The organism is Faecalibacterium sp. Marseille-P9312 (assembly GCF_902497445.1).
Lineage (GTDB): Bacteria > Bacillota > Clostridia > Oscillospirales > Ruminococcaceae > Faecalibacterium > Faecalibacterium longum.
Genome location: NZ_CABVEW010000001.1, coordinates 1 through 26667, shown reverse-complemented (window position 1 = coordinate 26667; position 26667 = coordinate 1). Strand labels below are relative to the sequence as shown.

At 57.2% G+C, this 26667-nt stretch carries 25 protein-coding genes, 3 tRNA genes and 2 pseudogenes; 7 read left to right on the top strand and 23 right to left on the bottom strand.

Translation table 11 applies throughout. From position 1 onward, the window contains the following. Positions 1 to 5: 5 nt before the first annotated feature. From F3G95_RS00150 to spoIVB, 9 genes and pseudogenes are all read right to left on the bottom strand, one after another. Positions 6 to 1451 (bottom strand): Gldg family protein, encoded by a 1446-nt coding sequence (locus F3G95_RS00150; RefSeq protein WP_149793280.1) that lies wholly within the window; start codon positions 1449 to 1451, stop codon positions 6 to 8. A gap of 13 nt (positions 1452 to 1464) precedes the next feature. Then, positions 1465 to 2337, bottom strand: coding sequence for an ABC transporter permease (locus F3G95_RS00145; protein WP_149793279.1), 873 nt, complete (start codon positions 2335 to 2337; stop codon positions 1465 to 1467). A gap of 109 nt (positions 2338 to 2446) precedes the next feature. Beyond that, a pseudogene (locus tag F3G95_RS00140) lies at positions 2447 to 3067 on the bottom strand (ABC transporter ATP-binding protein); the annotation flags it as partial. A gap of 204 nt (positions 3068 to 3271) precedes the next feature. Further along, positions 3272 to 3472 (bottom strand): 50S ribosomal protein L31, encoded by a 201-nt coding sequence (gene rpmE / locus F3G95_RS00135; protein WP_005926533.1) that lies wholly within the window; start codon positions 3470 to 3472, stop codon positions 3272 to 3274. A 377-nt stretch (positions 3473 to 3849) separates the two neighbouring features. Then, positions 3850 to 4338 carry a hypothetical protein gene (locus tag F3G95_RS00130; RefSeq protein ID WP_149793277.1) on the bottom strand — a complete coding sequence of 163 codons (489 nt, stop codon included), beginning with the start codon at positions 4336 to 4338 and terminating at the stop codon, positions 3850 to 3852. Between the two features lie 125 nt (positions 4339 to 4463). Continuing rightward, a complete protein-coding gene (locus F3G95_RS00125) occupies positions 4464 to 5732 on the bottom strand; it encodes a sensor histidine kinase (RefSeq protein WP_149793276.1) in 1269 nt (422 codons plus the stop codon). After that, entirely contained in the window at positions 5732 to 6466 is a 735-nt protein-coding gene (locus tag F3G95_RS00120; protein ID WP_015564147.1) for a LytTR family DNA-binding domain-containing protein, read from the bottom strand. The genes F3G95_RS00125 and F3G95_RS00120 overlap by 1 nt, the downstream gene beginning before the upstream one ends. A 289-nt stretch (positions 6467 to 6755) precedes the next feature. Then, positions 6756 to 7514: a sporulation transcription factor Spo0A gene (gene spo0A, locus F3G95_RS00115; RefSeq protein WP_149793275.1), complete on the bottom strand. Its 759-nt coding sequence runs from the start codon at positions 7512 to 7514 to the stop codon at positions 6756 to 6758. A gap of 116 nt (positions 7515 to 7630) precedes the next feature. Beyond that, positions 7631 to 8866, bottom strand: a complete 1236-nt coding sequence (gene spoIVB, locus F3G95_RS00110; protein ID WP_149793274.1) for a SpoIVB peptidase — start codon at positions 8864 to 8866, stop codon at positions 7631 to 7633. Between the two features lie 106 nt (positions 8867 to 8972). On the opposite strand from spoIVB, the gene F3G95_RS00105 reads away from it, so the two are divergent. Then, positions 8973 to 9052: transfer RNA gene (locus tag F3G95_RS00105), tRNA-Leu, on the top strand. Between the two features lie 520 nt (positions 9053 to 9572). Here the strand turns inward: F3G95_RS00105 and F3G95_RS00100 are convergent. Further along, positions 9573 to 9656 (bottom strand) — tRNA-Leu (locus tag F3G95_RS00100). A 183-nt stretch (positions 9657 to 9839) separates the two neighbouring features. Between F3G95_RS00100 and F3G95_RS00095 the strand changes: the two genes are divergently transcribed. Continuing rightward, positions 9840 to 10691 carry a polysaccharide deacetylase family protein gene (locus F3G95_RS00095; protein WP_149793273.1) on the top strand — a complete coding sequence of 284 codons (852 nt, stop codon included), beginning with the start codon at positions 9840 to 9842 and terminating at the stop codon, positions 10689 to 10691. 63 nt (positions 10692 to 10754) lie between these two features. Here F3G95_RS00095 and F3G95_RS00090 read toward each other — a convergent pair whose 3' ends face one another. The 6 genes from F3G95_RS00090 to F3G95_RS00065 form a co-directional block, all read right to left on the bottom strand. Next, positions 10755 to 12158 (bottom strand): aminopeptidase, encoded by a 1404-nt coding sequence (locus F3G95_RS00090; RefSeq protein WP_149793272.1) that lies wholly within the window; start codon positions 12156 to 12158, stop codon positions 10755 to 10757. A gap of 255 nt (positions 12159 to 12413) precedes the next feature. Beyond that, positions 12414 to 12998 (bottom strand): lytic transglycosylase domain-containing protein, encoded by a 585-nt coding sequence (locus tag F3G95_RS00085; protein WP_149793271.1) that lies wholly within the window; start codon positions 12996 to 12998, stop codon positions 12414 to 12416. Beyond that, the gene (coaE, locus tag F3G95_RS00080) at positions 12986 to 13594 is read right to left on the bottom strand and encodes a dephospho-CoA kinase (RefSeq protein WP_149793270.1); all 609 of its coding nucleotides are present in this window, start codon (positions 13592 to 13594) and stop codon (positions 12986 to 12988) included. Before coaE ends, F3G95_RS00085 begins: the two co-directional genes overlap by 13 nt. After that, a complete protein-coding gene (locus tag F3G95_RS00075; RefSeq protein WP_149793269.1) occupies positions 13591 to 14616 on the bottom strand; it encodes an L-threonylcarbamoyladenylate synthase in 1026 nt (341 codons plus the stop codon). Before F3G95_RS00075 ends, coaE begins: the two co-directional genes overlap by 4 nt. Positions 14617 to 14686: 70 nt before the next feature. Beyond that, positions 14687 to 15772 carry a peptide chain release factor 1 gene (prfA, locus tag F3G95_RS00070; RefSeq protein ID WP_149793268.1) on the bottom strand — a complete coding sequence of 362 codons (1086 nt, stop codon included), beginning with the start codon at positions 15770 to 15772 and terminating at the stop codon, positions 14687 to 14689. Between the two features lie 51 nt (positions 15773 to 15823). Beyond that, complete coding sequence (locus F3G95_RS00065) at positions 15824 to 16012, bottom strand: DUF951 domain-containing protein (protein WP_149793267.1); 189 nt, start codon at positions 16010 to 16012, stop codon at positions 15824 to 15826. A gap of 161 nt (positions 16013 to 16173) precedes the next feature. Between F3G95_RS00065 and F3G95_RS00060 the strand changes: the two genes are divergently transcribed. Continuing rightward, complete coding sequence (locus F3G95_RS00060; protein ID WP_015564156.1) at positions 16174 to 17109, top strand: S1 RNA-binding domain-containing protein; 936 nt, start codon at positions 16174 to 16176, stop codon at positions 17107 to 17109. Between the two features lie 51 nt (positions 17110 to 17160). Further along, positions 17161 to 17712, top strand: a complete 552-nt coding sequence (locus tag F3G95_RS00055) for a DUF4364 family protein (RefSeq protein ID WP_015564157.1) — start codon at positions 17161 to 17163, stop codon at positions 17710 to 17712. Positions 17713 to 17757: 45 nt separating this feature from the next. On the opposite strand, the gene spoIVA is transcribed toward F3G95_RS00055, so the two are convergent. Further along, positions 17758 to 19254, bottom strand: a complete 1497-nt coding sequence (spoIVA, locus tag F3G95_RS00050; RefSeq protein ID WP_149793266.1) for a stage IV sporulation protein A — start codon at positions 19252 to 19254, stop codon at positions 17758 to 17760. A gap of 216 nt (positions 19255 to 19470) precedes the next feature. Between spoIVA and F3G95_RS00045 the strand changes: the two genes are divergently transcribed. The 3 genes from F3G95_RS00045 to F3G95_RS00035 all read left to right on the top strand — a co-directional run bounded on the left by F3G95_RS00045 (position 19471) and on the right by F3G95_RS00035 (position 20587). Next, a tRNA-Pro gene (locus F3G95_RS00045) sits at positions 19471 to 19548 on the top strand. 152 nt (positions 19549 to 19700) lie between these two features. Continuing rightward, a complete protein-coding gene (locus F3G95_RS00040; protein WP_149793265.1) occupies positions 19701 to 19931 on the top strand; it encodes a DUF6061 family protein in 231 nt (76 codons plus the stop codon). 98 nt (positions 19932 to 20029) lie between these two features. Further along, entirely contained in the window at positions 20030 to 20587 is a 558-nt protein-coding gene (locus F3G95_RS00035; protein WP_149793264.1) for a hypothetical protein, read from the top strand. 189 nt (positions 20588 to 20776) lie between these two features. Here the strand turns inward: F3G95_RS00035 and F3G95_RS00030 are convergent, their stop codons facing one another. From F3G95_RS00030 to F3G95_RS00005, 6 genes and pseudogenes are all read right to left on the bottom strand, one after another. Beyond that, positions 20777 to 22414, bottom strand: a complete 1638-nt coding sequence (locus F3G95_RS00030) for a recombinase family protein (protein ID WP_243130226.1) — start codon at positions 22412 to 22414, stop codon at positions 20777 to 20779. An 83-nt stretch (positions 22415 to 22497) separates the two neighbouring features. Then, positions 22498 to 22962 carry a hypothetical protein gene (locus tag F3G95_RS00025; protein WP_112120869.1) on the bottom strand — a complete coding sequence of 155 codons (465 nt, stop codon included), beginning with the start codon at positions 22960 to 22962 and terminating at the stop codon, positions 22498 to 22500. 164 nt (positions 22963 to 23126) lie between these two features. Continuing rightward, a complete protein-coding gene (locus F3G95_RS00020; protein WP_015538118.1) occupies positions 23127 to 23411 on the bottom strand; it encodes a hypothetical protein in 285 nt (94 codons plus the stop codon). 389 nt (positions 23412 to 23800) lie between these two features. Then, complete coding sequence (locus F3G95_RS13915; protein ID WP_243130225.1) at positions 23801 to 24178, bottom strand: hypothetical protein; 378 nt, start codon at positions 24176 to 24178, stop codon at positions 23801 to 23803. A 138-nt stretch (positions 24179 to 24316) separates the two neighbouring features. After that, positions 24317 to 25252 (bottom strand): hypothetical protein, encoded by a 936-nt coding sequence (locus F3G95_RS00010; protein WP_149793262.1) that lies wholly within the window; start codon positions 25250 to 25252, stop codon positions 24317 to 24319. A gap of 12 nt (positions 25253 to 25264) precedes the next feature. Continuing rightward, positions 25265 to 26587: pseudogene (locus tag F3G95_RS00005) on the bottom strand (relaxase/mobilization nuclease domain-containing protein); the annotation flags it as partial. Positions 26588 to 26667: the final 80 nt, after the last annotated feature.

Sequence of the window (26667 nt, the reverse complement as noted above, 5' to 3'; positions counted from 1 at the left end):
CCTCCTTACTTGCGGCGGCGCAGCAGCACCACCACTGCGCCCACGGCCAGCACAGCCGCCGGGAGGATGAGGACGAACACCAGACCCAGCACAGCGGCGGTGTGGCCCGAGATGGTGATGGGCGCAGCTTCCAGCGCCTTGGACTCCACGAGGGTGGTCCCCTCCTGCCCGGCCAGAGAGGCTGCGCAGCCCTGCAGGAAGGTCACGTTGCCGGGAACAGTCTGGTAGACGGCTTCGTTGTCCATGTTGCCGCAGTTGACCCAGATGACCTCTGCGCCGGTGCTGTTATTGGAAGCATAGGCTGCCAGTGCAAAGGGGCCGTCGGGGTCGCCGTCTTCCTGCTCGGCGGTGGTCATCTCATAGCCCGCCGCCTTGCTGTAGGAGCTCTCGGTGCTGACCAGCAGAGCTTCCGAGGCGACGCCCTCCGTCTCGGTGATGGTGATGCCCTGCGCCATCTGCAGCAGGACGCGGCGGCTGGTGTCGATGCCGTCCAGCGTGCCGCTCTCGGTGTCGGTGGCGTAATCCGGCAGCAGATAGTAGGGGTAACCGTTCAGGTAATGGCCGCTGTCTCCTTCCACCACAAGGCCGGTCGTGCGGGTCAGTCCGAACTCGGCCATCAGGGCGTCAAGATTCGGGGTGGAGTAATAACTGTCGGTGGTGAGCATCAGATGTCCGCCGTTTTTCAGGTAGGCGCGCAGGGCCGACATCTCATCCACGAGGCCGCCCGCCGATGCAACGTCCTGCTGCGGGTCATTGATGATGAGCAGGTCGCAGTCGTCCGGGATGGTGTCCGTCAACAGGTCGAGGAGGCTGACCGAAAGGTTCTGGCCCTCCAGCGCGTCGGTCAGGGTGTCGGTGAGGCGCTGTTCGCCGTGGTTCGTCGTGTAGTAGGCGTGGAGCTCTTCGCCGCTGGTGATGCGGTAGATGGCAGCGGTGAGCTTATTTTCGCCGCCAAAGGTCACGCTGTAGCTGCCGGTGGTGTAGTAATCGGAGTAGTCATAATCGTAGAGGTCGGACGCCGCCAGCACGGCGCTCTTCTCCCCCGAGACGAGGATGAGACTGCCGTTCTCAGCCGACTGCACGCCGTACTGGGCGGCGAAGGTCGGGTAGACGGCGGGGTCTTTCGTCTCCCACTTGATGTGGCTGCTCTCGGAGGCGTAGCGGTCCAGCAGCTTTGTGATGATGGCGTCCTCGCTGCCCGTCTCGGCCAGATAATAGATGGTGACATCCTGCGTCAGGGCGTGGGCGATGTCCCTGGAGCTGTCGCTGAGGGTGTAGAGCCCGGCTTCCGAGAGGTCGAACTCGGTGTACTTCGTCGGAACGGCCCGGACGATGAGGTTGAGCAGGACGGCCAGCACGACCACCAGCACCGTGACCGCCGAGGCATAGATGCCGCTGCGCAGCCGCAGACGTTCCAGCGGGCCTGCGCTCTTTTTCTCAAATTTCTTCATAGTCTGCCCCCTCTCAGTTCCAGCGGCGCTTCTCGATGCCCTGCGCCGTAAAGAAGAGGAAGAGCACCGTCACCGTCAGATAATAGACCAGCGTCGGGATGGAAAAGCTGTTGTTGACGAACTCCTCAAAGGGCGCAAACAGGCAGAGGGCGCTCAAGACAGCACTGAACGCTTCGGTGAGCCATGCGCTGCGCAGCAGGAACAGGGCGCTCAGCCCGGCACAGAGGGCCGCAAAGCAGAAGCAGCCCAGCGTGAAGCTCCGGGTGCGCAGACCAACTGCAAGGGAGGCTCCCGCCGACAGAGCCGTAAAGACCACCAGCGCCACGGCGCTTCCGGCGTTGAACATGCTGCGGAGGCTGGGCATCATATAGGCCAGCAGCAGGGCCGAAAAGCCCATGACTGCCGCGATGATCTGGTTCTCCGTGAGGCCGGAGCAGAACTCGCAGACGGCAATGGCCGCACAGCCCAGCAGGAAATAGCACAGCAGCGCGGCGAAATTCGCCCCGCAGGCCGAGGCCGTGCCGCCCAGAAGCCAGAGCACGACGATCATGATGCCGTCGGCCAGACAGGGCAGCGCGAACACGGTGCAGAGGGCCAGATACTTGCCCACCACGATGCCCCACACGGACACCGGGCTGGTGAGAAGGAGCTGGTCGGTGCGGGCGCGGCGCTCTTCGGCCAGCGAACGCATGGCCAGCACCGGGAAATAGAGCAGCAGCATGAAGATCGTGCGGTAGAGCGTATAATAGCCAAAATCCGTCAGGCCGTAACCGAGGTTCAGGGCCAGAAAATAGATGCCGGAAGCCGCCAGCAGAAAGGCCGTGAGCAGATAGCCCATCATGCCGTGAAAAAAGCTGCGCAGCTCCCGCTTGTAGATGGCAAGCATCGAATCAGTCCTCCTTTTTATCCGAAGTCTCTTCCGGAGCCGTCAGCTCAAGGAAGAGCTCTTCCAAATCGCGCTCTTCGGCGGCAAGGTCCACGACGGCGGCCAGATGCCCCTGCGACAGGATGAGTGCCTTGTCGCAGACGGCCTTCACCTCACTGAGGATGTGGCTGGACAGGATGACCGTGTGGGTGCGGCCCAGCTCCCGGATGAGGCGGCGCAGCTCGATGACCTGCGCCGGGTCGAGACCCACGGTGGGTTCGTCCAGAATGATGAGCTGCGGACTGCCCAGCAGCGCCTGCGCCACGCCCACCCGCTGGCGGTAGCCCTTCGAGAGGCTGCGGATGAGCCGGGGCAGGACATCTTCCAGACCGGTACGGCGGGCGGCAGACTGCACCTGTGCCGGGCGGTCGGCTTTCTTGACACCTTTCAGTTCGGCGGCAAAGTCGAGGTACTCGGCCACCGTCATCTCCGGGTAAAGGGGCGGCTGTTCCGGCAGATAACCCACGCAGGCTTTGGCGGCGTCGGCTTCCTCGGGCAGCGGATGGCCCGCCACCGTCACCTGCCCCTCCGTGGCGGCAAGATAACCGGTGAGGATGTTCATGATGGTGGACTTACCGGCACCGTTCGGCCCCAGCAGGCCGTAGATGACGCCGTCCTCCACCGTGAAAGAGATGTCGTCCACTGCAAGGCGGCTGCCGTATTTCTTGGTGAGGTGGGATACTTCTATCACAAAAAACGCTCCTTCTCTGCGGGTGTCCCCGGGAATATCTGCATCATTTTAGCCCGAAAATGTGTCAGAAATAAGATAAACCTGTGTGCGTTTCCAAATATTGTTTCTTTTGCGCTGATGCGGCAGTTTTCGCGGCCGGACGCAAAAAGAGCGCCGCTCCCCGCAAAGGGAACGACGCTCTTGGAAGCCTTGTAATTGTTGCAATTACTTACGGCCGAAACGCTTGTTGAAGCGCTCAACACGTCCGCCGGTGTCGACCAGCTTCTGCTTACCAGTGTAGAAAGGATGGCACTTGGAGCAAACTTCGACGTGGATCTCGGGCTTGGTGGAACGAGTCTTAATGACGTTGCCGCATGCGCAGGTGATGGTGCAGTCAACGTAGTTCGGATGGATACCCTGTTTCATTCTTTTCACCTCATTTCTGGTTCTGACTTATTGGGGCCATATTTAATGTATGTGCCCATCACAACCTTCAATATCGGCTACCCCCTCGAGCGGCCTTGGAAACGATTGCCTTAATATTATATCACTCTCCGGAAAAATTGCAAGAGGATATTTTGACTTTTTTGCACTTTTTTCTGGAAAGTCCTTCTCTCCGCTCCGGAAAACGAACAAACCCGGCAGAAAACTCTGCCGGGCCGTTTCTGATTCCTCCAGCCTCACCTAGGAATGGGCGTTCCGGCTCCCGCAGGACAGCTGCTTTCCGCAAAAGCAGCTGTCAGAGCCAAAGCTCCAGGACAAGGCTTATCTGCATCGCATCCGAAAGACACGATGAAACGAATTTACTGGACAAAGTAAATGCCGTCGGCACCCTCCACATCCGAGATGGCGACCATGAGCAGCTCGCCCTCGTCCGTCCAGGTAAAGATGCAGGCGTAGCGCAGCTCCTCGCCGTTGTAGTCGAAGATGACGCCCACGCTGCCGTCGTCGAGATACTGGTAAGTGCCGTTCAGCGTGCCGCCGCCCTGGATCATCTTTGCGCCGCCTGCGGCGTCAAAGGTGAACTGCAGCGTACCGCCGTATGCCGCCAGAGACTCGTCCATCTCGGCCTGAGTCATCTCGCCGCCGTCGATGTAGCCGCCGGCAAACGACCAGACCGTGTTGCTCATGTCCGGCGTGTCTGCCTGCGGAAGCTCCCACAAAGAGTTTTCCTCTTCCAGCACAGCTGCCGTAGGGGCCGCATCCACAGAGATGGCCGGCGCGGCCAGCACCGGTGTCGAAAGCGAGGCCAGAAGTGCCGCGCTGAGTGCAAGAGAAGTAATACGTTTCATAAAACTTTTCCTCCTTGTGCGATATTCGGAGAGCACATTTTGTCTAGTTCCAGTATACTCTTTTCTGCCCCTGCGGCGGACAGTTTGACACGATTCGCCCCGAAACTGCGCTCAATCGACCCGGCTCACAGGGAAACGCGGAGGATGAATCTGCCGTCCTGCACCGAGAAATCCGAAAGCCCTTTATATTTTTCCACGATCGCGCAGATGCTGCGCACACCGATGCCGTGTCCTTCGGCGTGGGTCACCGGCAGGCCGTTTTCAAACTGTATCCCCTCCGGACAGGGATTGACGAACTGCAAAAAGAGATGCCCGTTCTTTTCCCGGGCAGTAACTTCAATGTATGCAGGGCCATTCTCTGCTTTCATCCTGCGGCAGGCCCGGAGCGCATTTTCCAGCGCATTGGAGAGCAGCACGCAGAGGTCTGTCTCGGCCACCGAGATAAGCTGCGGGATATGAGCCTGAATGTTGAGCGGCACACCGCAGCTCTCCGCCCGGCCTGCAAAGGACGAGAAGATGAGGTTCGCAGCCTCGTTCTCGCAGTAGGTCGTCACCTTGCTGGCCTCTATCTCGGAGCAGATGCTCTGGATGTACTCCTGCGCCTGCTCTCCCCTGCCGTTCTCGATGCAGGCGGAGATGTATTGCAGATGGTGGCGCAGGTCGTGGCGGTAGGCGCGGGTCTGCTGCTGGGAGGTGCGCAGGGCCTCGATCTCCCGCACCGCCTGGCCGACCTGCAATTTGAGGTTGTTCCGGGTCTGTTCCAGCTGGCCGCGGGTGCGCTCCTCTGCCGAGACCCGGAGGACAAAGACGATATACGCCACGCTGCACACGAAGGGCATGAATTCCACCGCCGCCTGATTGCCCTGGGCGAGAAGGTCGGTGTAGATACGGGTCACATAATCGAAAAGGTAGCCTGCCAGCGGCACTACGCCAAACAGAAGCTGCATCGAGCGCGGATACCGGGCAAAGCTGCGGGCCGCCGGGGCAACATAGCGCAGCAATACTGCCAGCAGCGGCAGCGTGACCACAATCTCGACGGCGGGCTGCAGCCAGTCGATGCCCGGCACCATCGCAATGACCAGCAGTGCCACCCAGCGCCGGAGCTGACAGCACAGATATGCCGCCAGCACCGAGATGGTGGGCCAGAGCCATTTTCCGCTGAGGACGCTGAGGATGATGGCAAGCGGCAGATGGGTGATAAGCGGATACGTCTCCTGCATCGCCGTCCAGCTATCCATATAAGTAATGAGCGCCTGCATCAAGAGCATGGCTGCTGAGCCGACCGCCAATATGATGCAGTTCTTCTTCGTCCAGTGGATGTCGCAGAACGCCGCCGAGAGTGCGATGCCAAAGAGCGCCACGGCAACGCCGTTTGGTACAGTAAGAGCGTTCACTACATGACCACCTGCTTTCGGTCAAAAATATAGCTCAGGTAGCGGTCTTTCGTTTCCGAATACTTCCCGTGGGGCAGCGGCACCACGGCTCCGTCCTGCATCGTGATGGAGCGGGCTGCGATATTGGCGATATACTCCATATTGATAAGGAAGGAGCGGTGGGGACGGAGGAAATTCGGGTATTCCACGAGCTGGTCGCAGAGGTCGTCCAGCCGGCCCATGCTTTCCAGCACGACGCCGTTGTTCAGGTGAAACGTGAGCGTCCGCCCCATCACCTCGCAGTAGACCAGCTCTTCCAGCTCCAGGCGGACGATGCCGCTCTTGCTCCGGAGGATGAGGCTGTGCTTCTGCTCCCTGGTGCAGGCCGCACAGGCCGAGTCCATCAGGCGGAAAAAGTCCTCTCTCCGGATGGGCTTGAGCTGGTAATACCATGCATCCACCGCGTAGGATTCCACCGCAAACTCCGTGCTTGAAGTAAGGAAGATGATCTTCACATTCGAGTCATATTCCCGTATCTCCCGGGCCGCAGCCATCCCGTTTTCGCCCGGCATCAGGACATCCAGCAGGATGATGTCGAAGCGCGTTCCCTTCTCCACCTCCGCCATCAGCTCGACCGGGCTTTGATAAGACGTATGGGCAAAGTCCTGCCCGCGGTCAGCCGCATATTCTTCCAGCAGAGCTTCCAGCCGTCTGGTCTCCTGGGTCTCGTCGTCACAAAATGCGATCTTCAGCATAAGGGGATCGATCCATTCCCTTCTTTGTTTATTCTCTTCTATAGTATAGAGATTCTTGCTTTTTTCGTCAAGTTGTGATGGCAGTCCACCGGGCTGATTGCTTGCCGCCTGCGGGCGGCCGTGCTGATCCGCCAACGATCCCTTTTGCACAGAAAACGAGCCTCCTGCATTGGAAAATCGATGCAGGAGGCCTGTTATTACCATATTATGAGGGAACCGTAATTTATAATTTCGCACCCGGCAATCAATGAAACATGCCACAGGAAAATGACGCAGAAAAATATTCTTTTCAACCCGCCTGCTGCCGCTTGTCCAGGCGCATCTTGTCGGCGATCATCGCGATGAACTCCGAGTTGGTCGGTTTGCCGCGCAGGTTGTGGATGGTGTAGCCGAAGTAGCTGTTCAGGGTGTCCACATCGCCACGGTCCCATGCCACCTCGATGGCGTGGCGGATGGCCCGCTCTACCCGGCTGGCGGTGGTGCCGTTTTTCTTGGCGATCTCCGGGTACAGGCGCTTGGTGACGGCGTTGATGTACTCCGGCTCGTTCATGGTGAGCAGGATGGCATCCCGCAGGAACTGGTAGCCTTTGATGTGGGCAGGGACGCCGATCTGATGCAGAATGTCCGTGACCTTCAGCTCGTCGCTGTCCACGCTGGCCGTGATAAGCCGCTTCTGGTGGCCGTGGGCGACTTTGAGCACCCGGCTGGCAAGGACATTCTCGTCGAAGGGTTTGACAAAGTAGTAGGCGAAGCCCTCATCCAGCAGCTCCTGGACCATTTCCTCGCTCTGGAAGGCGCCGGTGACGAAAAACGTGGTGTGCGTTTCGCCGGCGGCGACATATTTCTGCTTGACGGCCAGAGCATCCAGCCCGGGCATGAAGGCATCCAGCAAAACCACCTGCGGCCGCACCACAAGCATCTTCTGCAAAATCTGAAGGCCGTCTTTTTCCACGACGGTCACTTCTACGCCTTTTTGCTCCAGCGCCTCTCGGCAGGCTGCCGTAACATCTGCGCTGGTATCCGACATCAAAAATCTTACTTTATCCATCGTACTATCCTCCAATGTGTGCAGTTCCCTTTACAGTCTAGATTTTACCATAATTTACCATGGATTGCAACAGGAAATTTTTACATTTTCTGGAATTTTCGCAAAAATTTTCTTGTTCATTCTGCGGTCTGCGCTTCGGCACCGTTTTGAACGGCGTTTTTTGCCTGTTCGAGCATCGTCTGGGCGAAAATCCCGTAGCCACGAGTGGGGTCATTGACCAGAACATGGGTCACAGCACCCACGAGGCGCCCATTTTGGAGGATGGGGCTTCCGCTCATGCCCTGCACGATGCCGCCGGTCGCAGACAGAAGCGAAGGGTCGGTCACCCGGATGACCAGATTCCGGCGAGGGTCGGCGTCGCTGACCCGCTCGATCTGGATGCGGTATGCGCGGGGCGTTTCCCCCTCGATGGTGGCCCATATCTCAGCGGGACCGGTGACGACTTCCTGCGCGAACGCGATCTCCCGCAGCTGGCCCGAGAAGTGGGTGCGCGTCGTGCCGTAGACGCCGTTCTCGCCGTTGATGCGGATGGTGCCGATGGCGTGGGCGCTCAGGAAATGGCCCTTTAACTCACCGGGGCTTCCGGCCGTTCCGGCACTGCAGCCGGTTATCTCGCAGGGAACGATCTCGCCGCTGCGCAGGGCGACGCTTTCGCCGGTGTCGCTGTCGCTGATGGGGTGGCCCAGTCCCGCAAATACGCCGAGCTCCTCGTCGGCGAAGGTCAGTGTACCCACACCGGCGGAGGAGTCCCGCACCCACATTCCGGCCCGCCACTGCCCGGCGGCACCGTCCCACACCGGGGTCAGGGCAGTCAGCTTCTGCTCACCGCTGCGGATATACACGACCTCTACGGACTGCCCCTCGGCAGCGTCCAGGGCCTCCTTTACGGCGTCATTGCTCTCGGTGCGGGTCTGCCCGATGCAGATGACCCGGTCACCGAGGCGAAGCCCGGCCTCCTTGGCGGGATTCGATGTCCCGCCGCCAGCCTGCCCGATCTCCGAAAATCCCACGATGAGCGCTCCTTCGGAGAACATCTTGACGCCGAACGGTGTACCGCAGACGGTCACTCTGGGCCGCTCTGTCACCACCGCCCGGATGGTCTTGATGGGGAGCCACCCGCCCAGCGTCAGCGTCGTCTGGTAGCTGCCCACCGCCCGGGTGCTGGCGACATTCCGGCTTCCATGGCCGCGCTGCGGCTCGACCCATGCAAAGCGGGGAAGATATAAGGCTTGTCCCGGCTCCAGATAGACCCGGTCCGGCAGACAGCTGTACAGCCAGCCCAAAGCTGCCGCAAGAGCCAGCAGCAGATATGCCGCCGCAAGCTTTGCCCGCTGCATTCTCTTCACGCCCATGGCCTCCCTCGCTGTTTTTGGGGTTATTATGCGGACGCAAAGAGGGAATTATCCTTCGGCAGTTGACTTTTGCGGCGAATCTTGCTACTATAAATAAAGTTTCCGTGCGGGAGTGGCGGAATGGCAGACGCGCTGGTTTTAGGCACCAGTTCCAACGGAGTGAGGGTTCGACCCCCTTCTCCCGCATAAAAAACGACCTCAAGCTCAGGCTTGAGGTCATTTTTTATCTTGCGGAGAAGAGGGGTCGAACAGCACGGCCGCCCGCAGGCGGCAAGCAATCAGCCCGGTGGGCTGTTGCTTAGTGCGCGGGTCCCACGAGTCAGGAATGTCTACGGGGACCGCAGCCGCTGATGACCTCAAGCTCAGGCTTGGGGTCATTTTTTATCTTGCAGAGAAGAGGGGTCGAACAGCACGGCCGCCCGCAGGTTCGTACCATGATATGGACAAATAATCCCTTTGATGCATCAGGCCGCCGTCTCTGTTTTACGGAGACGGCGGCCTGATGCATTATTTTTGACTACTTTTTGTCCCGGGGAACCCCCGGAAAAATCCTGCTATGACCTACTTTTTCTGACTACGATCCTGACTACAAAGTACCCGGCAAAAGCAGACAGTATCGCGCAGTATCTGGCAGTATCCGACAGACGCAGATAACAAAAAAATCCACGAAACATCGACTTTTCACCGACATCCCGTGGATACTTCTTGGTGCGAGGGAGGGGATTTGAACCCCCAAGGATAAACCACACGCACCTCAAACGTGCGCGTCTGCCAGTTCCGCCACCCTCGCATATGAAGTTTTGATGCAATCTTGATTTCTCTCGGCCTTGAGGTCTAAGCCGTATCGCTGACTGCTCAAGTATAATACCATACTCCCCCGACGATGTCAAGCGTTTTCATAGATTTTTTTGCCATTCATATCTTGTAAATGGAGTTTCCGTGCAGAAATGACTTAAGAAGGAGGTTTTTGGAAATGACTTTTTTCAAATCCAGCAAACATCAAAGATTGTTGTGGAGCCTTTTGCTGCTTTCTGTCGGGGCGGCGGCGGGGTTCGGACTGGGGATATTCTGCGGTGCAGAGCCGCCCGTAGGCTGCCGGGAGAGCGACCTGACCCCGGTGCCGGACGAAAGCTTCGTCTCCCCTGCCTCGGCGTCCTCCGTAGAAACGTCCCCGGAGCCGGAGCCGATGCCCGAGAAGTGGGTCTGTCTGACCTTCGACGACGGCCCCAGCAAGACGACGCCGGATGTTCTGTCCGCGCTGAACCGTGCCGGGGTAAAGGCGACCTTCTTTGTAGTCGCCACCGGCAACAACGACAAATATCTTCCCCTCATCTCTGAGGCTGCTGCCGCCGGACATCAGATCGCGCTCCACTCCGCCTCCCACGAGTACAGCGACATCTACCAGAGCGCGGACGCTTACTGGAAGGACATCGACCTGTTAAAGGAACGCCTCTCCCCTTACGTCCGGGCCGACGGTCTGCGGTATCTGCGCTTCCCGGGCGGCAGTACCAACACCGTGAGCCGCCGCTACGGCGGGCGCGGGCTGATGCAGCAGCTCAAAGAAGAAGTCACTGCAAAAGGCTACGCCTATGTAGACTGGAACGTCTGCGCCGAGGACGCCGTGGGCGGCAAGCCCAGTGCAGGCACCATCTTCCGCAACATCGTGCGGGAGACCGGCGAGCAGACCCAGTGCATCGTGCTGATGCACGACTCGGCCACCACCCGCACCACTTCCGAAGCCCTGCCCGACATCATCCAGTGGTACAAGGACAACGGTTTTGCCTTCCTCACGGTAGAGCAGGCCGTCCCCCTGCCCACGACATAGCAAAAAGCCCCGGAGGGCCTGCCAGACGGCAGACTTTCCGGGGCTTTGGTGCGTAGGAGCAGCTTACTCAGCGGCCTGATTGAACAGGACGAAGGCACGATAAGCCATGTACAGGTCGGTCTTGTGGATGACCTCGAAGGGAGAGTGCATGGACAGCACAGGCACACCGATGTCGATGACGGGGATGCCGCGGTTGGCAACATACTTTGCGATGGTGCCGCCGCCGCCCAGGTCGAGGCGGCCCAGCTCACCGATCTGCCATGCAACGTCGTCGGCGTCCATCATGCGGGTGACATAGCCCACCAGCTCTGCAGAAGCGTCGTTTGCAGCGCTCTTGCCGCGGCTGCCGGTGTACTTGAACAGCGCGATGCCGCGGCCTGCGTAGGTGCCGTTCATCGGCTCGAAAGCGCTGGCCCAGCTCGGGTCGTAAGCAGCGGTGACGTCGGCGGACAGGCAGACACTGTTGCGGAAAGCAATGATGTCGTCCTGACCAGCGGTACGGCAGAGCTCCTGCATGAAGTGGAAGACGTACATGCTCTGCATACCGGTGACGCCGTCAGAGCCGATCTCTTCCTTATCGGTCAGGACGCAGACGGTGGTGAAGGCGGGATTCCTGGTGGCGATCTCGGCCATCAGAGCGGGGTATGCATCGACGCGGTCATCGTGGCCGTAGGCGCCGATCATGGAGCGGTCGAAGCCGACGTCGCGGGACTTATAAGCGGGGACGATCTCGATTTCAGCGCGTGCAAAATCCTTCTCGGTGATGCCGTACTTCTCGTTGAGGAGGATCATGGTGTTCAGCTTGACAGCTTCCTTCACTTCCTCGTCGTCCACAGCGTCGGAGCCGATGAGGATGTTCAGTTCCTCGGCGCGGATGCCGTCGCTCAGCTTGCGCTCGCCCTGCTCAGCGCCCAGATGGGGCAGCAGGTCGGTGATGCAGAAGACGGGGTCGTTCTCGTCCTCGCCCACGTTCACAGAGACAGTGGTGCCGTCAGCGCGGGAGAACACGCCGTGGATCGCCAGCGGCATGGTACCCCACTGGTACTTGCGGATGCCGCCGTAGTAGTGGGTCTTGAAGTAGCTGAAGTGGTCGGACTCGTACAGCGGGGTCGGGCGCAGGTCCAGACGGGGGCTGTCGGTGTGAGCGATGACCAGATGGAAGCCGTCCTCGAAACTGCGGGTGCCGATGGTGGAAGCCACGATGGCCTTGCCCAGCTGGCTGAAGTAGACCTTGTCGCCGGGGGCGTAGGTCTTCTTCGGGTCGAACTGCTGGTAGCCTGCGTCCTTGAGCATCTGCTCGCTCTCAGCGGCCACCTCGCGCTCGGTCTTGCCTGCGTCGAGGAATTTCTTGTAGCCCTCAGCGAATGCGTGGGCCTCCTGCTTGACAGCGGCGGACTTGTCGCCGACGTAAGCGGGCTTAAACAGCAGCTTTTCAGCCAGCTGCTGGTTCGGAGTTTTTTCTGCCATAGGATCTCTCCTGCCTTTCTGTTTTCTTACACTTGTTGGAAGCTGTTTTCACGGCCATTGCACACCGTCTGAACGGCCTTTTTGCCCGCAGACTGCGTTGCTTTCTCTTGCGATCCGTCAGGATCGCTGCGAAAAATCGCCTTGCCTGCAAGCAAAAATCCTCGTTCATCCGGCACACTCTGGCCATGAAAACAGCTTCATCTATCAAAGACCCGCAGGTTTTTGGCCTGTCGGTTCTTCTTCATTGGTTGAGATTCAGCCGCCGTAGAGCCGGGTATAGACGGCGTAGCTGGCGGTTATCTTTTCGACGTAATGGTGCATCTGGTTATAGGGGAAGCCTTTCAGGGTCTGCCCGTCGGAGGAATGCTCTTCCATCCGCAGCAGATTATCTACTGTCCCCCATCCGCTGTGGTAGGCGGCGGCAGCGGTAGCCACATCGCCGCCGTACCGCTCCATGCAGAGATGGATGTAGTAGCAGCCGAAGCGGATGCTGACGTCAGGGTCGTAGAGTTCATCGAAGGTCAGGTCCTCATCCGGCGCAATCTTGCTGCGCAGCCAGATAAAGGTCTCCTCGGTCATCTGCATCAGCCCCCGAGCCTCCACGCTGGAAGTGGCGGCGGGGTCGAAGCCGCTCTCCGTCCGGATGAACGCATAGACCAGCAGCGGGTCGAGCTCGTATTCTGCGGCCCACTGCTCCACCTGCCGGCTGTATTTACGGGGGTAGAGCAGCCGGTCGGCCTCCCGGGCGAGGGGCGGCAGAGCCATCAGGAGCACTGCCGCGATGCAGACCAGCACCACCAGTCTGCGCAGCAGTCGGAACAGCGTTTTCAAGCGCAGCATCCCTCCCCGATGAGAGCGTCACAGAGCTCGTTTGCTGCCTTCGCCAGCGCCTCGCGGGTGGAGGTGTTGGGCAGGATGTAGTCTGCCCTGGCGGTCAGCACAGCCTCCGGCGTCTGGGCGTTGAGGCGGCGGGCGGCCATCTCAGGCGAGATGCCGTCCCGGGCCGCGATGCGCTCCACGCTGACTTCAAACGGTGCCGTGACCACGCAGAGCTTGTCGCACTCGGCCTCTGCCGCCGTGCCGATGATGACCGCGCCGTCCAGCACAAAGAGCTTCGCCCCCGCCTGCTGCGCGGCCTGTTTGGCGGCGCGGATGCGTCGGACGATCTCCGGGTGGGTCAGCGCGTCGAGCGCAGCTTTCCCCTCGGGCGTTGCAAAGGCGCGGTCGGCCAGCAGGCGGCGGTCGAGGGTGCCGTCTTCCTTTATAATATCTGCCCCGAAGCGCTCAGCCAGCCGGGGCAGCAGCGGTGAACCCGGAAGCAGGATCTCGCGGGAGAGCTGGTCGGCGTCTGCCAGCGGGATGCCCCGGGCCGCGAACACCGCCGTGACCGTCGATTTGCCGCAGCCGCTGCGGCCGGTGATGCCCAGCGTCATCATAGCTTTATCACCCGGAACGCGGCCGCACGGATGAGGCGGTTATAGACGGCCATGGACAGGCCGTCTTTCTGGGGGCAGCGGGCGTAGACCACAGCATCGCCCTGCTCATCCAGCGCACGCAGGGAGCGGAAGATGTGCTTTGCCTGGTCGGCTCCGTCCCCCTCCCGGCCATACTCCACACAGGGTACACCCAGCTTTTCGGCCTCGCCGGTAAAGCAGAGGCAGCTGGGGTTCTCGGCGGCGTGGGCATCCACATAGGCTTTGAACTGCTCGAAGGTGCCGTCCAGAAGGGTCACATCTGCCTTGGGGGCGTAGTGCTTATACTTCATGCCGGGGCTGCGGACGACCGCGCCCTCCGGCAGCTTCTCGAGGATGGCCTTGGAAACTTCCACTTCCTCGCCCAGCGCACGCTCGAGGTCTTCCAGCGTGATGTGGCCGGGACGGAAGAGGGTGGGCTTTTCGCCCACCACCGACACGACGGTGGACTCCACGCCCCAGTCGCACTCGCCGCCGTCCAGAATGAGGGGCAGGCGGCCATCCATATCGGTAAAGACGTCCTGTGCGTTGGTGGGGCTGGGCTTGCCGGAGAGGTTGGCCGACGGGGCCGCAAAGGCGCAGCCGCTGGCCTCGATGACAGCCCGTGCCACCGGGTGGCTGGGCATCCGGATGCCCACGGTGTCCAGACCGGCACAGCACTCCGCTGCCACCTCGGGGCCGCGGGGCATGATAATGGTCAGCGGGCCGGGACAGAACGCCGCCATCAGCAGCTGGGCGCGTTCCGGCACCTCGCTGACGAGGCCGTGCAGCATCTCAGGGCCGGTGACGTGGACGATGAGGGGATTGTCCTGCGGACGTCCCTTCGCCACAAAGATCTTGCTCACGGCCTCGCCGTTGCGGGCGTCGGCCGCGATGCCGTAGACTGTCTCGGTAGGCAGGGCTACCAGCTCGCCCTGCCGCAGAAGCTCGGCTGCGCGGGCAATGCCCTCAGCGTCAGCCGGGCGGACTTCAGTATTGATACTCATACGAATCATCGCTCTTTTCTTCTGTAAAGCAATTATTCTTTACAGTTTTTCGTGCGCATTCTGCGCAAGTTTATGCGTTTAGCTTTTGCAGTTTCTCGGCCTGCTCACGGGTGGCGAGGGCGTCGATGATGTCGTCCAGATCGCCGTCCATGATCTTGTCGAGGTTGTGTACCGTCAGGCCGATCCGGTGGTCGGTGCAGCGGTCCTGCGGGAAGTTATAGGTGCGTATCTTCTCGCTGCGGTCCCCTGTTCCCACCTGACCGGCGCGGTCGGCGTTGATGGCGTCCTGCTGCTCCTTCTGCTTCTGGGCCAGCAGGCGGCTGCGCAGGATCTCCAGAGCCTTGTCCTTGTTCTGGAACTGGCTGCGCTCGTTCTGGCACTCGACCACGGTTCCGGTGGGGATGTGGGTGACGCGGATGGCGCTGGACGTCTTGTTGATGTGCTGGCCGCCCGCACCCGAAGAGCGGAAGGTGTCAATGCGCAGGTCCTTCATGTCCAGCGCAAAATCCACCTCTTCGGCCTGCGGCATCACGGCCACGGTGGCCGTCGAAGTATGGATGCGGCCCTGCGTCTCCGTCTCGGGCACACGCTGCACCCGGTGGACGCCGCTCTCGTACTTGAGGCGGTTGTAGGCGCCCCGGCCGTTGACTGCAAAGACGGCTTCCTTGGTTCCGCCGAGCTCCGTCTCGTTGAGGTTCAGCAGCTCCATCTCCCAGCCCCGGCTCTGGACGTACATGGTGTACATCCGCACGAGGCTGTGGGCGAACAGCGCAGCTTCCTCGCCGCCGGCACCGGCGCGTATCTCCATGATGACGCTTTTCTCGTCGTTTGCGTCCTTCGGCAGCAGCAAAATTTTGAGATTATTTTCCAGCTCTGCCACATCCTGACTTTTTTCGCTCAGTTCCTGCTGTACCATAGCCTTAAAGTCCGCGTCGAGGGGCTCGTCCCCTTCCAGCAGGGCTTTCGCCTGTGCCAGGTGGTCCTGCGCAGTGGTGAGGGCGTGGTAAGCGTCCACCACCGGCTGTGCTTCATGGTACTCCTGCATCAGGCGGCGGAACTGCGCCGGGTCGGCGGCAGTTTCGGGCTGATTGAGACGGATAGAAAGTTCTTCGAACCGGCGGCAGACGGCCTCCATTTGGGAAGTCAGATTCGGCATATCAGGCAGTTCTCCTTACAAAACAGTTTCTGAATGTGCTGTGCCGCCGGGCTATTCCTGGCCCGGTTTGATGACCTTTTTGATGTTCTTCTCGATCTTCGCCCGGGGCAGCATGACCTCGCGGCCACAGCCCGTGCAGCGGATCTTGAAATCCATGCCCACCCGCAGCACCTCGAAGCTTGCTGCTCCGCAGGGGTGCTGTTTGCGGGTGAGGATGGTATCGCCGACTGCAATGTCCATATTGAATCCCTCCTGTCTGCACATTTATAGTACAGGCCGTGTGTCCAAAAGAGAGACACACATCTATAGTATAATCCAAACTCGTATAAAATGCAAATGCAGCTGCATATGGTTTAGAAGCTGCAATGCTACCCCAAAAAACAGAGAAAGAGGAATGAAAGATGATGCAAGCGTTTCGTACCGAAAACAACTACCGCAATGCTTCCCGCCTGAGCGCCGCTGAACTGCGGGCCGCGATGGCCAGCCGCGAGATCTTGCAGAGCACGGCGCTGGCCTTCGACACCCAGCGTCAGCTCCGGTTCGAGCTGGGCGGCTGCCGGGCTGTAATGCCCTTCGGGCAGTGCGCCGACGGGGCCGACACCGGCAGCGTACGGGACATCGCCGTACTGACGCGGGTAGGCCGGCCCACCTGCTTTGTCATCGAGGGCATCGACACCGACGAAAACGGACAGACTGTCTACCGCCTCTCCCGCGCTGAAGCCCAGCGGATGTGCAAGGCCGAATACCTCGACCAGCTCCAGCCCGGCGACATCCTGCCCTGCATCGTGACCCACATCGAGCCCTTCGGCGCGTTCTGTGACGTAGGCTGCGGCATCAGCGCCCTGCTGCCCATCGACTGCATGTCAGTGAGCCGTATCTCCTCCCCTGCCGACCGGGTCAGCGTGGGGCAGCAGATACTCTGCGCCATCAAGAGCCGGGACGCACAGGGGCGGTTCGTGCTGACCATCCGGGAGCTGCTGGGTACCTGGGCCGAGAACGCTGCCGCCTTTACGGTGGGCGAAACGGTGGTGGGCATCGTGCGGAGCGTGGAGGAGTACGGCACCTTCATCGAGATCGCGCCCAACCTCGCGGGCCTCGCCGAGAGCTGCCCCGACCTGCGGCCCGGGCAGGCCGTGAGCGTCTACATCAAGAACATCCTGCCCGAGAAGATGAAGATAAAGCTCGTCATCGTCAACCATGCCCTCAGCCAGAGCCACCGCTTCGAGCTGCGGTACTTTATCACCGAGGGCCACCTCGACCACTGGCTCTACTCCACCCCCGAGAGCCACAAGCGCATCGAGACGGATTTTTCGGTCATGGCTTGCAATCCGGCGTGAAACCCTTTATACTATAGTTAATACTATAGAACACGGGAGATGGGAGTAACAATGGCCGCCAACGATGCTTTTACCGCCGGTGTGCGTCCCGGTGGGCTGACCAACAGCACCGAGATACGATTGCTGCTGTGTTATCTTGTCAAGAACGCCGGGCCTATCACACGGACGGAGATCGAAAACGCCCTGATGGAAGAGGCACTGGTGAATTATTTTGAGATCGGCTCCTGCCTGGACGACATCGCCCGGCAGCAGCTCGTGACGGCGGACGGCGACCGGTACACCATCACCGACAAGGGCCGGAAAGTGGCGCAGGAGCTGGCCTACGACCTGCCCCGCAGTGTGCGGGAAAAGGCGGTCGCCGCCGTGCTGCGCAGCCAGACCTGGGCGCGCAAGGAAGCCGAGTACAGCGCCCGCATCAGCGAAAAGGCCGACGGCCATTGCTCCGTGCGCTGTCAGGTGAAGGCACTGGACAGCGAGCTGTTCTGTCTGGACATCGGCACACCCGACCGGCTGAGCGCCGAGATGGTAAAAAAGCAATTCATTTTGAAGGGCAATGAGATTTACCAGATGCTCATTACCAAATTGACCGAAGAAGAGAAATAGCACAAAAAGCCCGCTGCACGAAACCAACGTGCAGCGGGCTTTTTGTTAGATCAAGATACAGATGAGTCCGGTACAGCCCTCGTTGATGACCCGTTCCAGCGTCTCCTGCAAACGGCCCCGGGCCTCCTGCGGCATATGGAGCAGCTTGTTCTGCAGGCCGTCGTTGACCAGCTCGTGGAGGCTCTTGCCGAAGATGTTCGACTCCCACAGGCGGACGGGGTCGTCCTCGAAATCCTTCAAAAGGCTCTGCACGAGGTCTTCGCTCTGCTTCTCCGTCCCCACGATGGGACTCAGCTCGGTGTGGATGACCGCCTTCATCATGTGGATGGACGGCGCGCTGGCCTCGAGACGGACGCCGTACCGCCCGCCCTGCCGGACGATCTCGGGCTGTTCCAGCGAAAGCTCGTCGATGGACGGCATCACGATGCCGTAGCCGGTGGCCTCCACCTGCTCCATCGCACTGCGTATCTTCTCGTAGGCACGCTTGGCTTTGGCCAGCTCGATGATGCAGGGCATCAACCCTGCTTCGTCGCCGATTTCGAGGCCCGTCTGCTCGCTGAGCACCTTATAAAACACCTCAGGCTTGAGCAGCACCGTGATGCGGACCACGCCGTCGGCGAGGTTCATCCCACTGAGGGCGGCGTTTTCCACCGCCTCGCAGTCCAGCGCCGCCCGGCCGGAGTCGGAGATGTCCTTCATCCGGGAAATTTTCTCGGAGAGCTGCATAGCCGCTGTGTATACCTCGGTCTGGAGCCAGTGGCCTTTGTCCAGCATCGTCACCCAGCGGGGCAGGGCGAAATCCAGCTCCCTCACCGGAAACTCGTAGAGCACCTTCTGCAAAATTTCGCCCAGCTGCGCCTCGTCGAGGTCGAGGCAGCTCACAGGCAGAACGGTCCGGCCATAGCTCTCTTCCATTTCTGCCGCCATCGCTCTTGTCTCGGGGGCGTCGGGGTGGGTGCTGTTGAGCAGGATGACGAAGGGCTTGCCCAGCGCTTCCAGCTCGTCGATGACCCGCTTTTCTGCCGGGATGTAGTTTTCGCGGGGGATCTCGCTGATGGTGCCGTCGGTGGTGACGACGATGCCGATGGTGGAGTGGTCCCGGATGACCTTGCGGGTGCCGGTCTCGGCGGCGAGGTCGAAGGGAATCTCCTCGTCGAACCAGGGGCTTTTGACCATCCGGGGCTTGTCATTCTCCTCGTGGCCCATGGCCCCCTCCACCATGTAGCCCACGCAGTCGATGAGCCGGATGCTGCACTCTCCCCCGCCCTCCAGCGCCAGCGGCACCGCCGCCTCCGGGATGAACTTGGGCTCTGTGGTCATGATGGTGCGCCCCGCTGCCGACTGGGGCAGCTCATCGCGGGCGCGGAGCTTCGCGTCCTCCGGGCCGATGGCGGGCAGCACCAGCTTTTCCATAAACTGCTTGATGAGGGTGCTCTTGCCCGTGCGCACCGGCCCCACCACGCCAATGAGGATGTCGCCGCCGGTGCGGGCTCCTATCTCGCGGCAGACTGCCGCCTGCTCGATTCGTTCCTGCTTTGCCAAAATGCTCTCCCCTCTCTTCCCATTTGAAAGCCATTTGGAAGAAATTTATGCGACGGCGGGAGGAATTAGTACGATGCAAAGCAGCGCATCACCGTCAAAATCATACTTTCTTCAAAAAAATCCAAAAAAATTGCAAAAATCTGTTGACAAGACTGCCTTATCCGAGTATAATATCTTATGTCGCCGGTGCTTCGGTAGGGAGGCAACGGATGATGACCGGGTGTAGCGCAGTTTTGGTAGCGCGCTTGAATGGGGTTCAAGAGGCCGTGAGTTCGATTCTCGCCACTCGGACCAAACAAAAATAATCCGAACTTGTTTCCGATAGGAGATGGGTTCGGATTATTTGTTTTCTTCGGAAAATTCAATATGGGTGTCCGTGGAAGATGAAATCCGAAATCATAGATTGACCGACATAAGCTACAACATGATTTCAGGAGGACACGAACATGAAGTATGATGAAAGCGTTTGCAAGTTTAATATGGATACCGGGTGTGTGGAGCTGCTGCTCCGGGATGGAAGAAAAATTTCCATCAATTGCACCGGGGTTGAAGATGCGCTGGATGTGACCATAGCGCAGAGGGCAGAATTGGACTACCTCATCTACAATGACCCACTGGCGTATGCAGATTTGATTCTGAATGGTGACCCGGAGAAATATCTGAAACAAATTTTGTGAAATGAATATTCTGCGATTTTACTGAAGAATTGACAATGTAGCGAAAACTAGATATCATAGCAACAGGCTTTATTTTGTTTCAGAAGAGGTATTAGCATATGGAAGCGTATGAATTAGATAAAATAAAAGTTTTGGCAACTTCTTTCCGTGGTGCAATTGAGATAGCAAAAGATGCTGGTGAATTTGATAATGACTTTGCATTTCCTCGATTTCCCAAAGGATGCTGTGGAGATACAAGCGATCTTTTAGCTGAGTATTTGGCACAGCATGATATTTACACATATTATGTCTGTGGTCAAAAAGGTACCCAATCACACGCATGGCTGGTTCTTGTAAACACTGTAACAGTGACAACTGATAATTCAGATGCTGACAGAAAGTATAAAAGTCTGATAAGTGTTTATAATGAAGATAATGATGTAATGCTACTGCGAAAATACTATAACTTAAAAGATTCTATTATTATTGACATAACCGGAGATCAGTTCACAAATCAAAAATGTTTTTTGTATTATAACATTCCTGTTTATGTTGGTTTTTTAGATGACTTTCATAAACTTTTTAGGGTGGATCAATGCTCTATCCATGAACCTGCTAGATTGTGGGATGCTCGCTGCAAAAGTCTGTATCGAGCAATAACTAAATATATAAAGTGATTTGCAGTATGAAACGAAGTTTTTTTCAATTAAGGTATAAAACAAAAACAGGGTGCGCCCACCCGGACGCACCCTGAAAAATCCACATACGACAGAGATATGTACAACAGGGCGTTCCCCGTAGCAGAGTTCCCATAAAACAGTATTTGCAAAAGCTCCCGAAATGGGGAAGATTTGGCGTGACTTCGGTCACGCCTTTTCTTTTGCTTCCAGTTCATCCAGAGGGATGTACCCCAGCCCATCGTACTTGATATGGATGTGCTGCACCCGCTTTCCGCTGGACTTATCCGGGGCATCCACATAGATGGCCGACACCAGTTCACGGAGAGCATAAGGGGTGAGTTCTTCAATATGAACGTACTTGTGCGCTTTCTGGACGAACTTTTCAATATTCTCGATCTGCTGTTCCTGTACTTCAATTTCCTGCTGGATGGAGAGAACTTCCTCTTCCAGCTGCTTCTGTTCGGCATCGTAGCTCTGACTCATCATGTCGAAGCGGTCATCGCTAAGCTTTCCGTTAACATTGTCCTCGTAAATCTTCATGAACAGCCGTTTGAGGTCTGCGATCCGCTTCTCATTCCGGGCAAGCTGCTTCTTCAGGACAGTCAGCTTTTCGGTGCTTTCCACCCGAAGCTGCTCCTCCATGACCTTGCGGAAGTAGTCCTCATGACAGAGGATGTAGTCCGTCACCCGCTGAACATGGCTTAGCACACGGCCCTCCAAAACCTTTACCCGGATGAAGTGTCCCTTGCACTTGCTCCCGTTCTTCTTGTGCAGAGAGCAATCAAAGAAGTCTTGACTGAAGTCCCTGTGATTGGACGAACCATATTGCATCTTGGAACCGCAGTCAGCGCAGTAGACCATACCGGAGAAAATGCTGCTCTTGCCTGTCCGGGTCATGCGGTGACGCTGGCTACGAATCTCCCGAACCTTTTCAAACACATCATCGTCAATAATGCGCTCATGTGTATCCGGGAAGATAGCCTGATTTTCCACGGGATTCAGATGTCTCTTTTTATCCCAGATAGAGTTAGTATAGGTCTTAAAGTTGACTGTGCAGCCAGTGTACTCCAGGCGTTCCAGAATCAAACTTACTGCTCTTTTATCCCAGCGATAAGGGTCTTCCGGGGCGGGTGAGTTCGTACTCAGGCCATGGCTCAACTTATAGGCGGTGGGAGTCAGAACTTTGTCCACCCACAGTTGGTTTGCAATTTGGGTCGGGCCACGGCCTTCCATGCACATGGAGAAGATGCGCTTCACGATTGCAGCCGCTTCTGGATCAACAAGCCAATGTTTCAGGTTCTCCGGGTCTTTCACATAGCCGTACGGCACATTGACCGTCAGCGGTACTCCACGCTCTCCCTTGGCCTTCTGAACAGCCCGAATCTTGCGGCTGGTATCACGGGCGTAAAACTCGTTGAACCAGTTCTTAATGCCCGCAAAATCGTTGTTTACGCTGTTCGGGTCAATGGTGTCGTAGTTGTCGTTAATGGCAATGTAGCGAACGCCATACTGGGGAAAAGTGAAGTTTGTGTACAGACCTGTCAAGGCAGAATTGCGCCCCAGTCGGGACAGGTCTTTTGTGATAACGATTCCTACACGCCCTGCTTCGATCTCGACCAGCATACTCTGAAAGCCGGGGCGGTCATTGTTCGTGCCGGAATATCCATCGTCCACAAAGAACACCGGGTTCGGAAAGTGATTCTTCTTAGCGTATTCCAGAAGAATAGCCTTCTGGTTCTCAATGGACAGGCTTTCGCCGAGCCGTGCGTCCTCTTGCGACAGTCGGCAGTAAAGTGCGGTGATTTTATTCGTTGCTCCAGACATTGTTGTGTCCTCCTTACTCTGTGGAGCAACTGTCGGTACAGGATTGGTTACCGGGTCAAGTATAGCAGAATTGGACGCAGTTGTCATTCGTCTGCACCCTCATCTTCAAATTTTTGCTGGGCGTTCTTGGCAACAATGCGCTCCAGCTTCTTCAAAAAGGACTCCTTGCCCTCATAGCTGCCGGTCACGGTGTAGGTGGTGTGACCGACTTTCTCCGTGGTGGTCAGTTCTGGAATCCAGAAAGCGGACAGGTTCTTGACATGGAGGTTGCCGTTCTCGTCCACATAAGAGCTGTGTTTCTTCTGCTCTTCGGTCAAGGGCTTCCGCTTGAAATAGATTTCATTTTCGGAGATGTTCACAGTCTCGCTGGTCTGCTCTTTCGGGGCATCATCATACAGCTGTGCGAAAAATGCCAGTGCATCTTCGGGTGGTTCTTCCTCCATGAGCTGCTCGAAAACTCGCTGTTCCTCTGCCGAGAGGTTATTCCATGCGGCTTCCAACTCCTGCTCGTTGGCTGCGTTGACGAAGGCTTCGATCTCTTTTTTCATGGTGCATCCTCCTTTGGCTGCGAAAAGCGGATTTTCAAAAAGTATGGGTTTTCGTGAGAGCAAGAATCGTCCCGTGGCCACAAATTTTCAATTCTTGAAAATTCTTGCCCTTTTGGGACAGCTTCTTGTTGGGGCGTGCCTGCCCCAAACCCTGCTAGGTGATTTCATTCTTGGTGGTTGCTATATTGCTTATATGCCTTTTCAAATCCTGATTTGTTATATATGATAAATTTATAACATTCTCCATCTTTCATGGAAATTGCTGCAACAGGAACGACCATCTGACTCCATGAAAGCTCCCTTATCTCGTTCATGGGCAATACAAGGTTGCGATACAGTGGACTGACTGTGAGCTTTTGAGTTGAATATGTAATGCTCTGTTCATCAATGTACAAACCACCGCCAATGATTCCATTACGGCATAAGCTACACACAAAAGTTTTTCCCATAATATTACCGCCTCCTATTAGTTGATGGTTGGTTAAGTTGAGTATATCATATTGATTTCCAGAAGAACACCCCTATATAGGAGATTTTAGCCGTTTTACTGCGTACGTGCGTACGAGAGATTGGTACGCACGTACGCAGCGATTTGCCCGAAGCGCACCCTATATAGCCGTTTCCCACTCGGAGAGCCCACTACACTTTGCAGACCGCAGGGCTGAAAGCGTCATAGTGGGTTATTACACTTCCGCAGAAGTGCCTTTTCCTCGCCGCAGACAGCCCGGTGCACCTTTGTGAGAGCTTTCTGTCCGGCGAATCCACATCGCCCACAGGCGATGTGAGCAGGGATTCCAAAGGGGCGCAGCACCCTTGGCACACGACTTTGGTACAAAGTCTAGTGTGTTACACCTTTCCAGAGATGTACACGTTCCTGAAATGCAAAAAGCCCCATACCCAACACCTTGACGGTGCGGACATGGGACTTGATGCTTCCTCGGCCTAGCCGGGTACTCCGTAACCAATCCTGACAGGCAGTTGCCGTGTCATTTTTCGAAAACTGTTTTACGGATACCCAGCAGTCGGGAACGCTCTGTTTTTCTTTGCTAGGGGTATGATGAGCCTGTTCCGCCTGCCATGCGGCAAACTCTCGTTGGCCTTCCTCGCTGTTCCAGCAGGCAAGGATGGCCGGGTAGAATGCCCGTGCCAGACGGTCGATGACTTCATCGGGATAAGGGGAAATGTTTGTGGACTTTTTCTTTTTGTTCAAACGCACGCTCCTTTGATCGTCCCACCGTGGCAAAGCCGGGCGAGAAAATCAAAGTTCCAATTTCATATCAGGCGCAAGGGCGCGGATAGTTTCCGCCCTGCACTTGCGGCTGGTGGCTCGTTGATGGCTTACAAGTGCCTGTCGTTATGCCGTTTTAGAGGATTCACCGCTGGATTCTGCAAGAACTTCGTCCAGCGTTTTCAAAAATTCAAGGTGAGGTTTCAAGGCAAAGCGAAGAACCTTGACCTGTTCCGGATGCGTAAGAAGTTTCGGGTTCAAGTCGAACGTAACTTCCCAACTCTTTCGCATGAGAGATTCAGCATTGTGGAGCCGGTAGTACAGTTCGAGAAACTTTTGGGGAACATCATAGCTTTCATCAATGGTGTTGCTGGCGGCTTTCTCTGCCTGCTTCACCGTTACTTTGTTAGGCTTGACTTTCTTCGGCTTCGGCACATAATTCTTGATTTCCTCAAAAATTTCAGCCTGTTCTTCGGGCTTGGCCTTGCCGAGATTTTCGAGAAGATAATCGGGAATGTGCAGTTCCTCGCGGAAGAACCGATCACGGAAACCGGGAGACAGTTCATCCGCAACGTCAACGCCGTGGGCATAGTATTCTGCCCGGCGGACTGAACTTGCGCTGCCGTGATTTTCCTGTGCAATGCGCTCACAGGTTTTCATGGGCTTCTGGTTGTGTTCAGATTGAACACTGCCAGATTTCTTTGCAGTATGCTGATTGCCGCGAAATGCTTCGGTGCGCTTTTCAGAGGAATACTGCTTACCCATAAGGAACTTCTTCTGCTCCGGGGTCAGATTACGTCGCCCTAACTGATTCTTGCAGATCCATGCGAGGACTTCTTCTCTGCTTTCAAACGGGAGCGGCATAGCAGAGAAAGAGATTTCGGGATGCTCCTGAACGATTTCATAACGATTGTGACCGTCAACAAGGGTGTTGTTCCAAACGATCAAAGGAGAGAGTAGCTTGCCTTCCTTGAGGATATTTTCTTCAAGCTGCTTAAATTCATCATCGGTCAGAGGGGGAATCTGAGACTGGAACTCCGGGTCAATTTTCAGATTGATCATACGCACACTCCTTTATCTCTCCTGCTGCGTCGGTTCTTCCTCCCGGAAATAGGACGCAACATTCTGCTTTGCTGTTTTCAGTTTGAGCAGTTCTTCTTTGGCTTCCTTGTACTGCTCGTAGAACTTTGCCTTTTCGGATGCCAGTTGCTCATACTCGGCTTCCAGTTTTTTCGGGCGGGGCAGCTTGGTGAGGTTGTTTGCCTTGAAATAGGCTGCTGCCGCCCGGTACGCTGTCAGCTCTGCACGATGCTGTTCCTCAAAGACTGCGGGGCGCTTGGCGGTCTTTAACTGCTGGGCAACATTCTTGGTGCTGGTGTAGGCTGCGATGTGATAGCACAGCTCTTTGTTGGCTTTCATGCGACCTTCGAGGTCTTTCACCACCGCCAGTGCATTGTGATACTTGGTTTCCTGTTCGGCGATACGCTGGTTCAGGGCGTCCTCGTCGGTCAAGCCCTTTTCCTGCAGAAGCTTCACGGTCTGTGCCATAACTTTGAGATTGTGTTTCGTGAGCCAACGCTTATAGCCGATGCCCTTGCCCTCGGTCATCCTCGACTGGATGTCGATCAGTTTCCCGATGGTATCCTGTTTGAACTGCACCTCGGGTTTGCGTTCAGTATTTGCCTGCAACGTGGCAAGCACTGCCGCCTTATCGAATTTGTCACCGAGATGTTTCGCCCGGATGAACTTCGTTCTGCCGGAAGGCAAGTAACTGAGTTGTCCACGGCTTTCCTTGACGGTGATGCCATACTGTTGCATAAGCCTATCAGAAAAATCTTCAAAGCTGGTAGCACGGTACAGCACCGAAGAAATCTGTTTCCGCAAGATGTTCTTTACGGTTTCAAACTTCTTCTGCTTGGGCGGCTGTCCGGCTGCGGTGAGGGCTGCGTTTGCAAGATCAAGTTTCTGTTGCCCACGCCGCCTTGCCCAATATTCGGCCTCGCTGACACGCTCCTTCGAGCCGTTGAGCAGGTCGATCTGGTACAATCCGGCACCCTCGCACAGCTCCATGACCTCGACACGGAGGTGCCGCATGGTCTGGGCGGTGCTGGAGTGCTTCATGCCCTCGCGCCAATCGCGGGGCTTCTGCATATAGGGCTTGCGCTCCACTTCTCGCGTTCGGACGCTGCCGATCACGATGTGGACATGGATGTTTCCCGAATGGTTGTGCCCATCGGGGTGAGTGCAGACGATGGCAGGATGACCGGGGAAGTTGTCCTTGCAGAACTGCAAGCCAAGGGCTTGCGCCCGCTCCATGGTCAGGCCGTTCTCTACTGCGTCCTTCGGGTCGAAGCTGATGATATAATGGTGGGTCTTCACGTCCGCAGACTGTTCGTAAAACAGTATTCAACAAATGACACGGCAACTGGATGTCAGGATTGGTTACTGTTCACTCCGCTAGGCCTAAAAAGCATTAA

Excerpts from the sequence above, each read along its gene's own strand:
- F3G95_RS00060 (WP_015564156.1), top strand. The coding sequence starts at position 16,174 with ATGATGCAAGCGTTTCGTACCGAAAACAACTACCGCAATGCTTCCCGC.
- F3G95_RS00065 (WP_149793267.1), bottom strand. The coding sequence starts at position 16,012 with ATGGACATTGCAGTCGGCGATACCATCCTCACCCGCAAACAGCACCCC.
- F3G95_RS00020 (WP_015538118.1), bottom strand. The coding sequence starts at position 23,411 with ATGGGAAAAACTTTTGTGTGTAGCTTATGCCGTAATGGAATCATTGGC.
- F3G95_RS00055 (WP_015564157.1), top strand. The coding sequence starts at position 17,161 with ATGGCCGCCAACGATGCTTTTACCGCCGGTGTGCGTCCCGGTGGGCTG.
- F3G95_RS00025 (WP_112120869.1), bottom strand. The coding sequence starts at position 22,962 with ATGAAAAAAGAGATCGAAGCCTTCGTCAACGCAGCCAACGAGCAGGAG.
- F3G95_RS00120 (WP_015564147.1), bottom strand. The coding sequence starts at position 6,466 with ATGCTGAAGATCGCATTTTGTGACGACGAGACCCAGGAGACCAGACGG.
- F3G95_RS00085 (WP_149793271.1), bottom strand. The coding sequence starts at position 12,998 with ATGCTGCGCTTGAAAACGCTGTTCCGACTGCTGCGCAGACTGGTGGTG.
- F3G95_RS00130 (WP_149793277.1), bottom strand. The coding sequence starts at position 4,338 with ATGAAACGTATTACTTCTCTTGCACTCAGCGCGGCACTTCTGGCCTCG.
- F3G95_RS00150 (WP_149793280.1), bottom strand. The coding sequence starts at position 1,451 with ATGAAGAAATTTGAGAAAAAGAGCGCAGGCCCGCTGGAACGTCTGCGG.
- coaE (WP_149793270.1), bottom strand. The coding sequence starts at position 13,594 with ATGATGACGCTGGGCATCACCGGCCGCAGCGGCTGCGGCAAATCGACG.
- prfA (WP_149793268.1), bottom strand. The coding sequence starts at position 15,772 with ATGCCGAATCTGACTTCCCAAATGGAGGCCGTCTGCCGCCGGTTCGAA.
- F3G95_RS00095 (WP_149793273.1), top strand. The coding sequence starts at position 9,840 with ATGACTTTTTTCAAATCCAGCAAACATCAAAGATTGTTGTGGAGCCTT.
- spoIVB (WP_149793274.1), bottom strand. The coding sequence starts at position 8,866 with ATGGGCGTGAAGAGAATGCAGCGGGCAAAGCTTGCGGCGGCATATCTG.
- F3G95_RS00090 (WP_149793272.1), bottom strand. The coding sequence starts at position 12,158 with ATGGCAGAAAAAACTCCGAACCAGCAGCTGGCTGAAAAGCTGCTGTTT.
- spo0A (WP_149793275.1), bottom strand. The coding sequence starts at position 7,514 with ATGGATAAAGTAAGATTTTTGATGTCGGATACCAGCGCAGATGTTACG.
- F3G95_RS00075 (WP_149793269.1), bottom strand. The coding sequence starts at position 14,616 with ATGAGTATCAATACTGAAGTCCGCCCGGCTGACGCTGAGGGCATTGCC.
- F3G95_RS00035 (WP_149793264.1), top strand. The coding sequence starts at position 20,030 with ATGGAAGCGTATGAATTAGATAAAATAAAAGTTTTGGCAACTTCTTTC.
- F3G95_RS00145 (WP_149793279.1), bottom strand. The coding sequence starts at position 2,337 with ATGCTTGCCATCTACAAGCGGGAGCTGCGCAGCTTTTTTCACGGCATG.
- F3G95_RS00040 (WP_149793265.1), top strand. The coding sequence starts at position 19,701 with ATGAAGTATGATGAAAGCGTTTGCAAGTTTAATATGGATACCGGGTGT.
- rpmE (WP_005926533.1), bottom strand. The coding sequence starts at position 3,472 with ATGAAACAGGGTATCCATCCGAACTACGTTGACTGCACCATCACCTGC.
- F3G95_RS00030 (WP_243130226.1), bottom strand. The coding sequence starts at position 22,414 with ATGTCTGGAGCAACGAATAAAATCACCGCACTTTACTGCCGACTGTCG.
- F3G95_RS00010 (WP_149793262.1), bottom strand. The coding sequence starts at position 25,252 with ATGATCAATCTGAAAATTGACCCGGAGTTCCAGTCTCAGATTCCCCCT.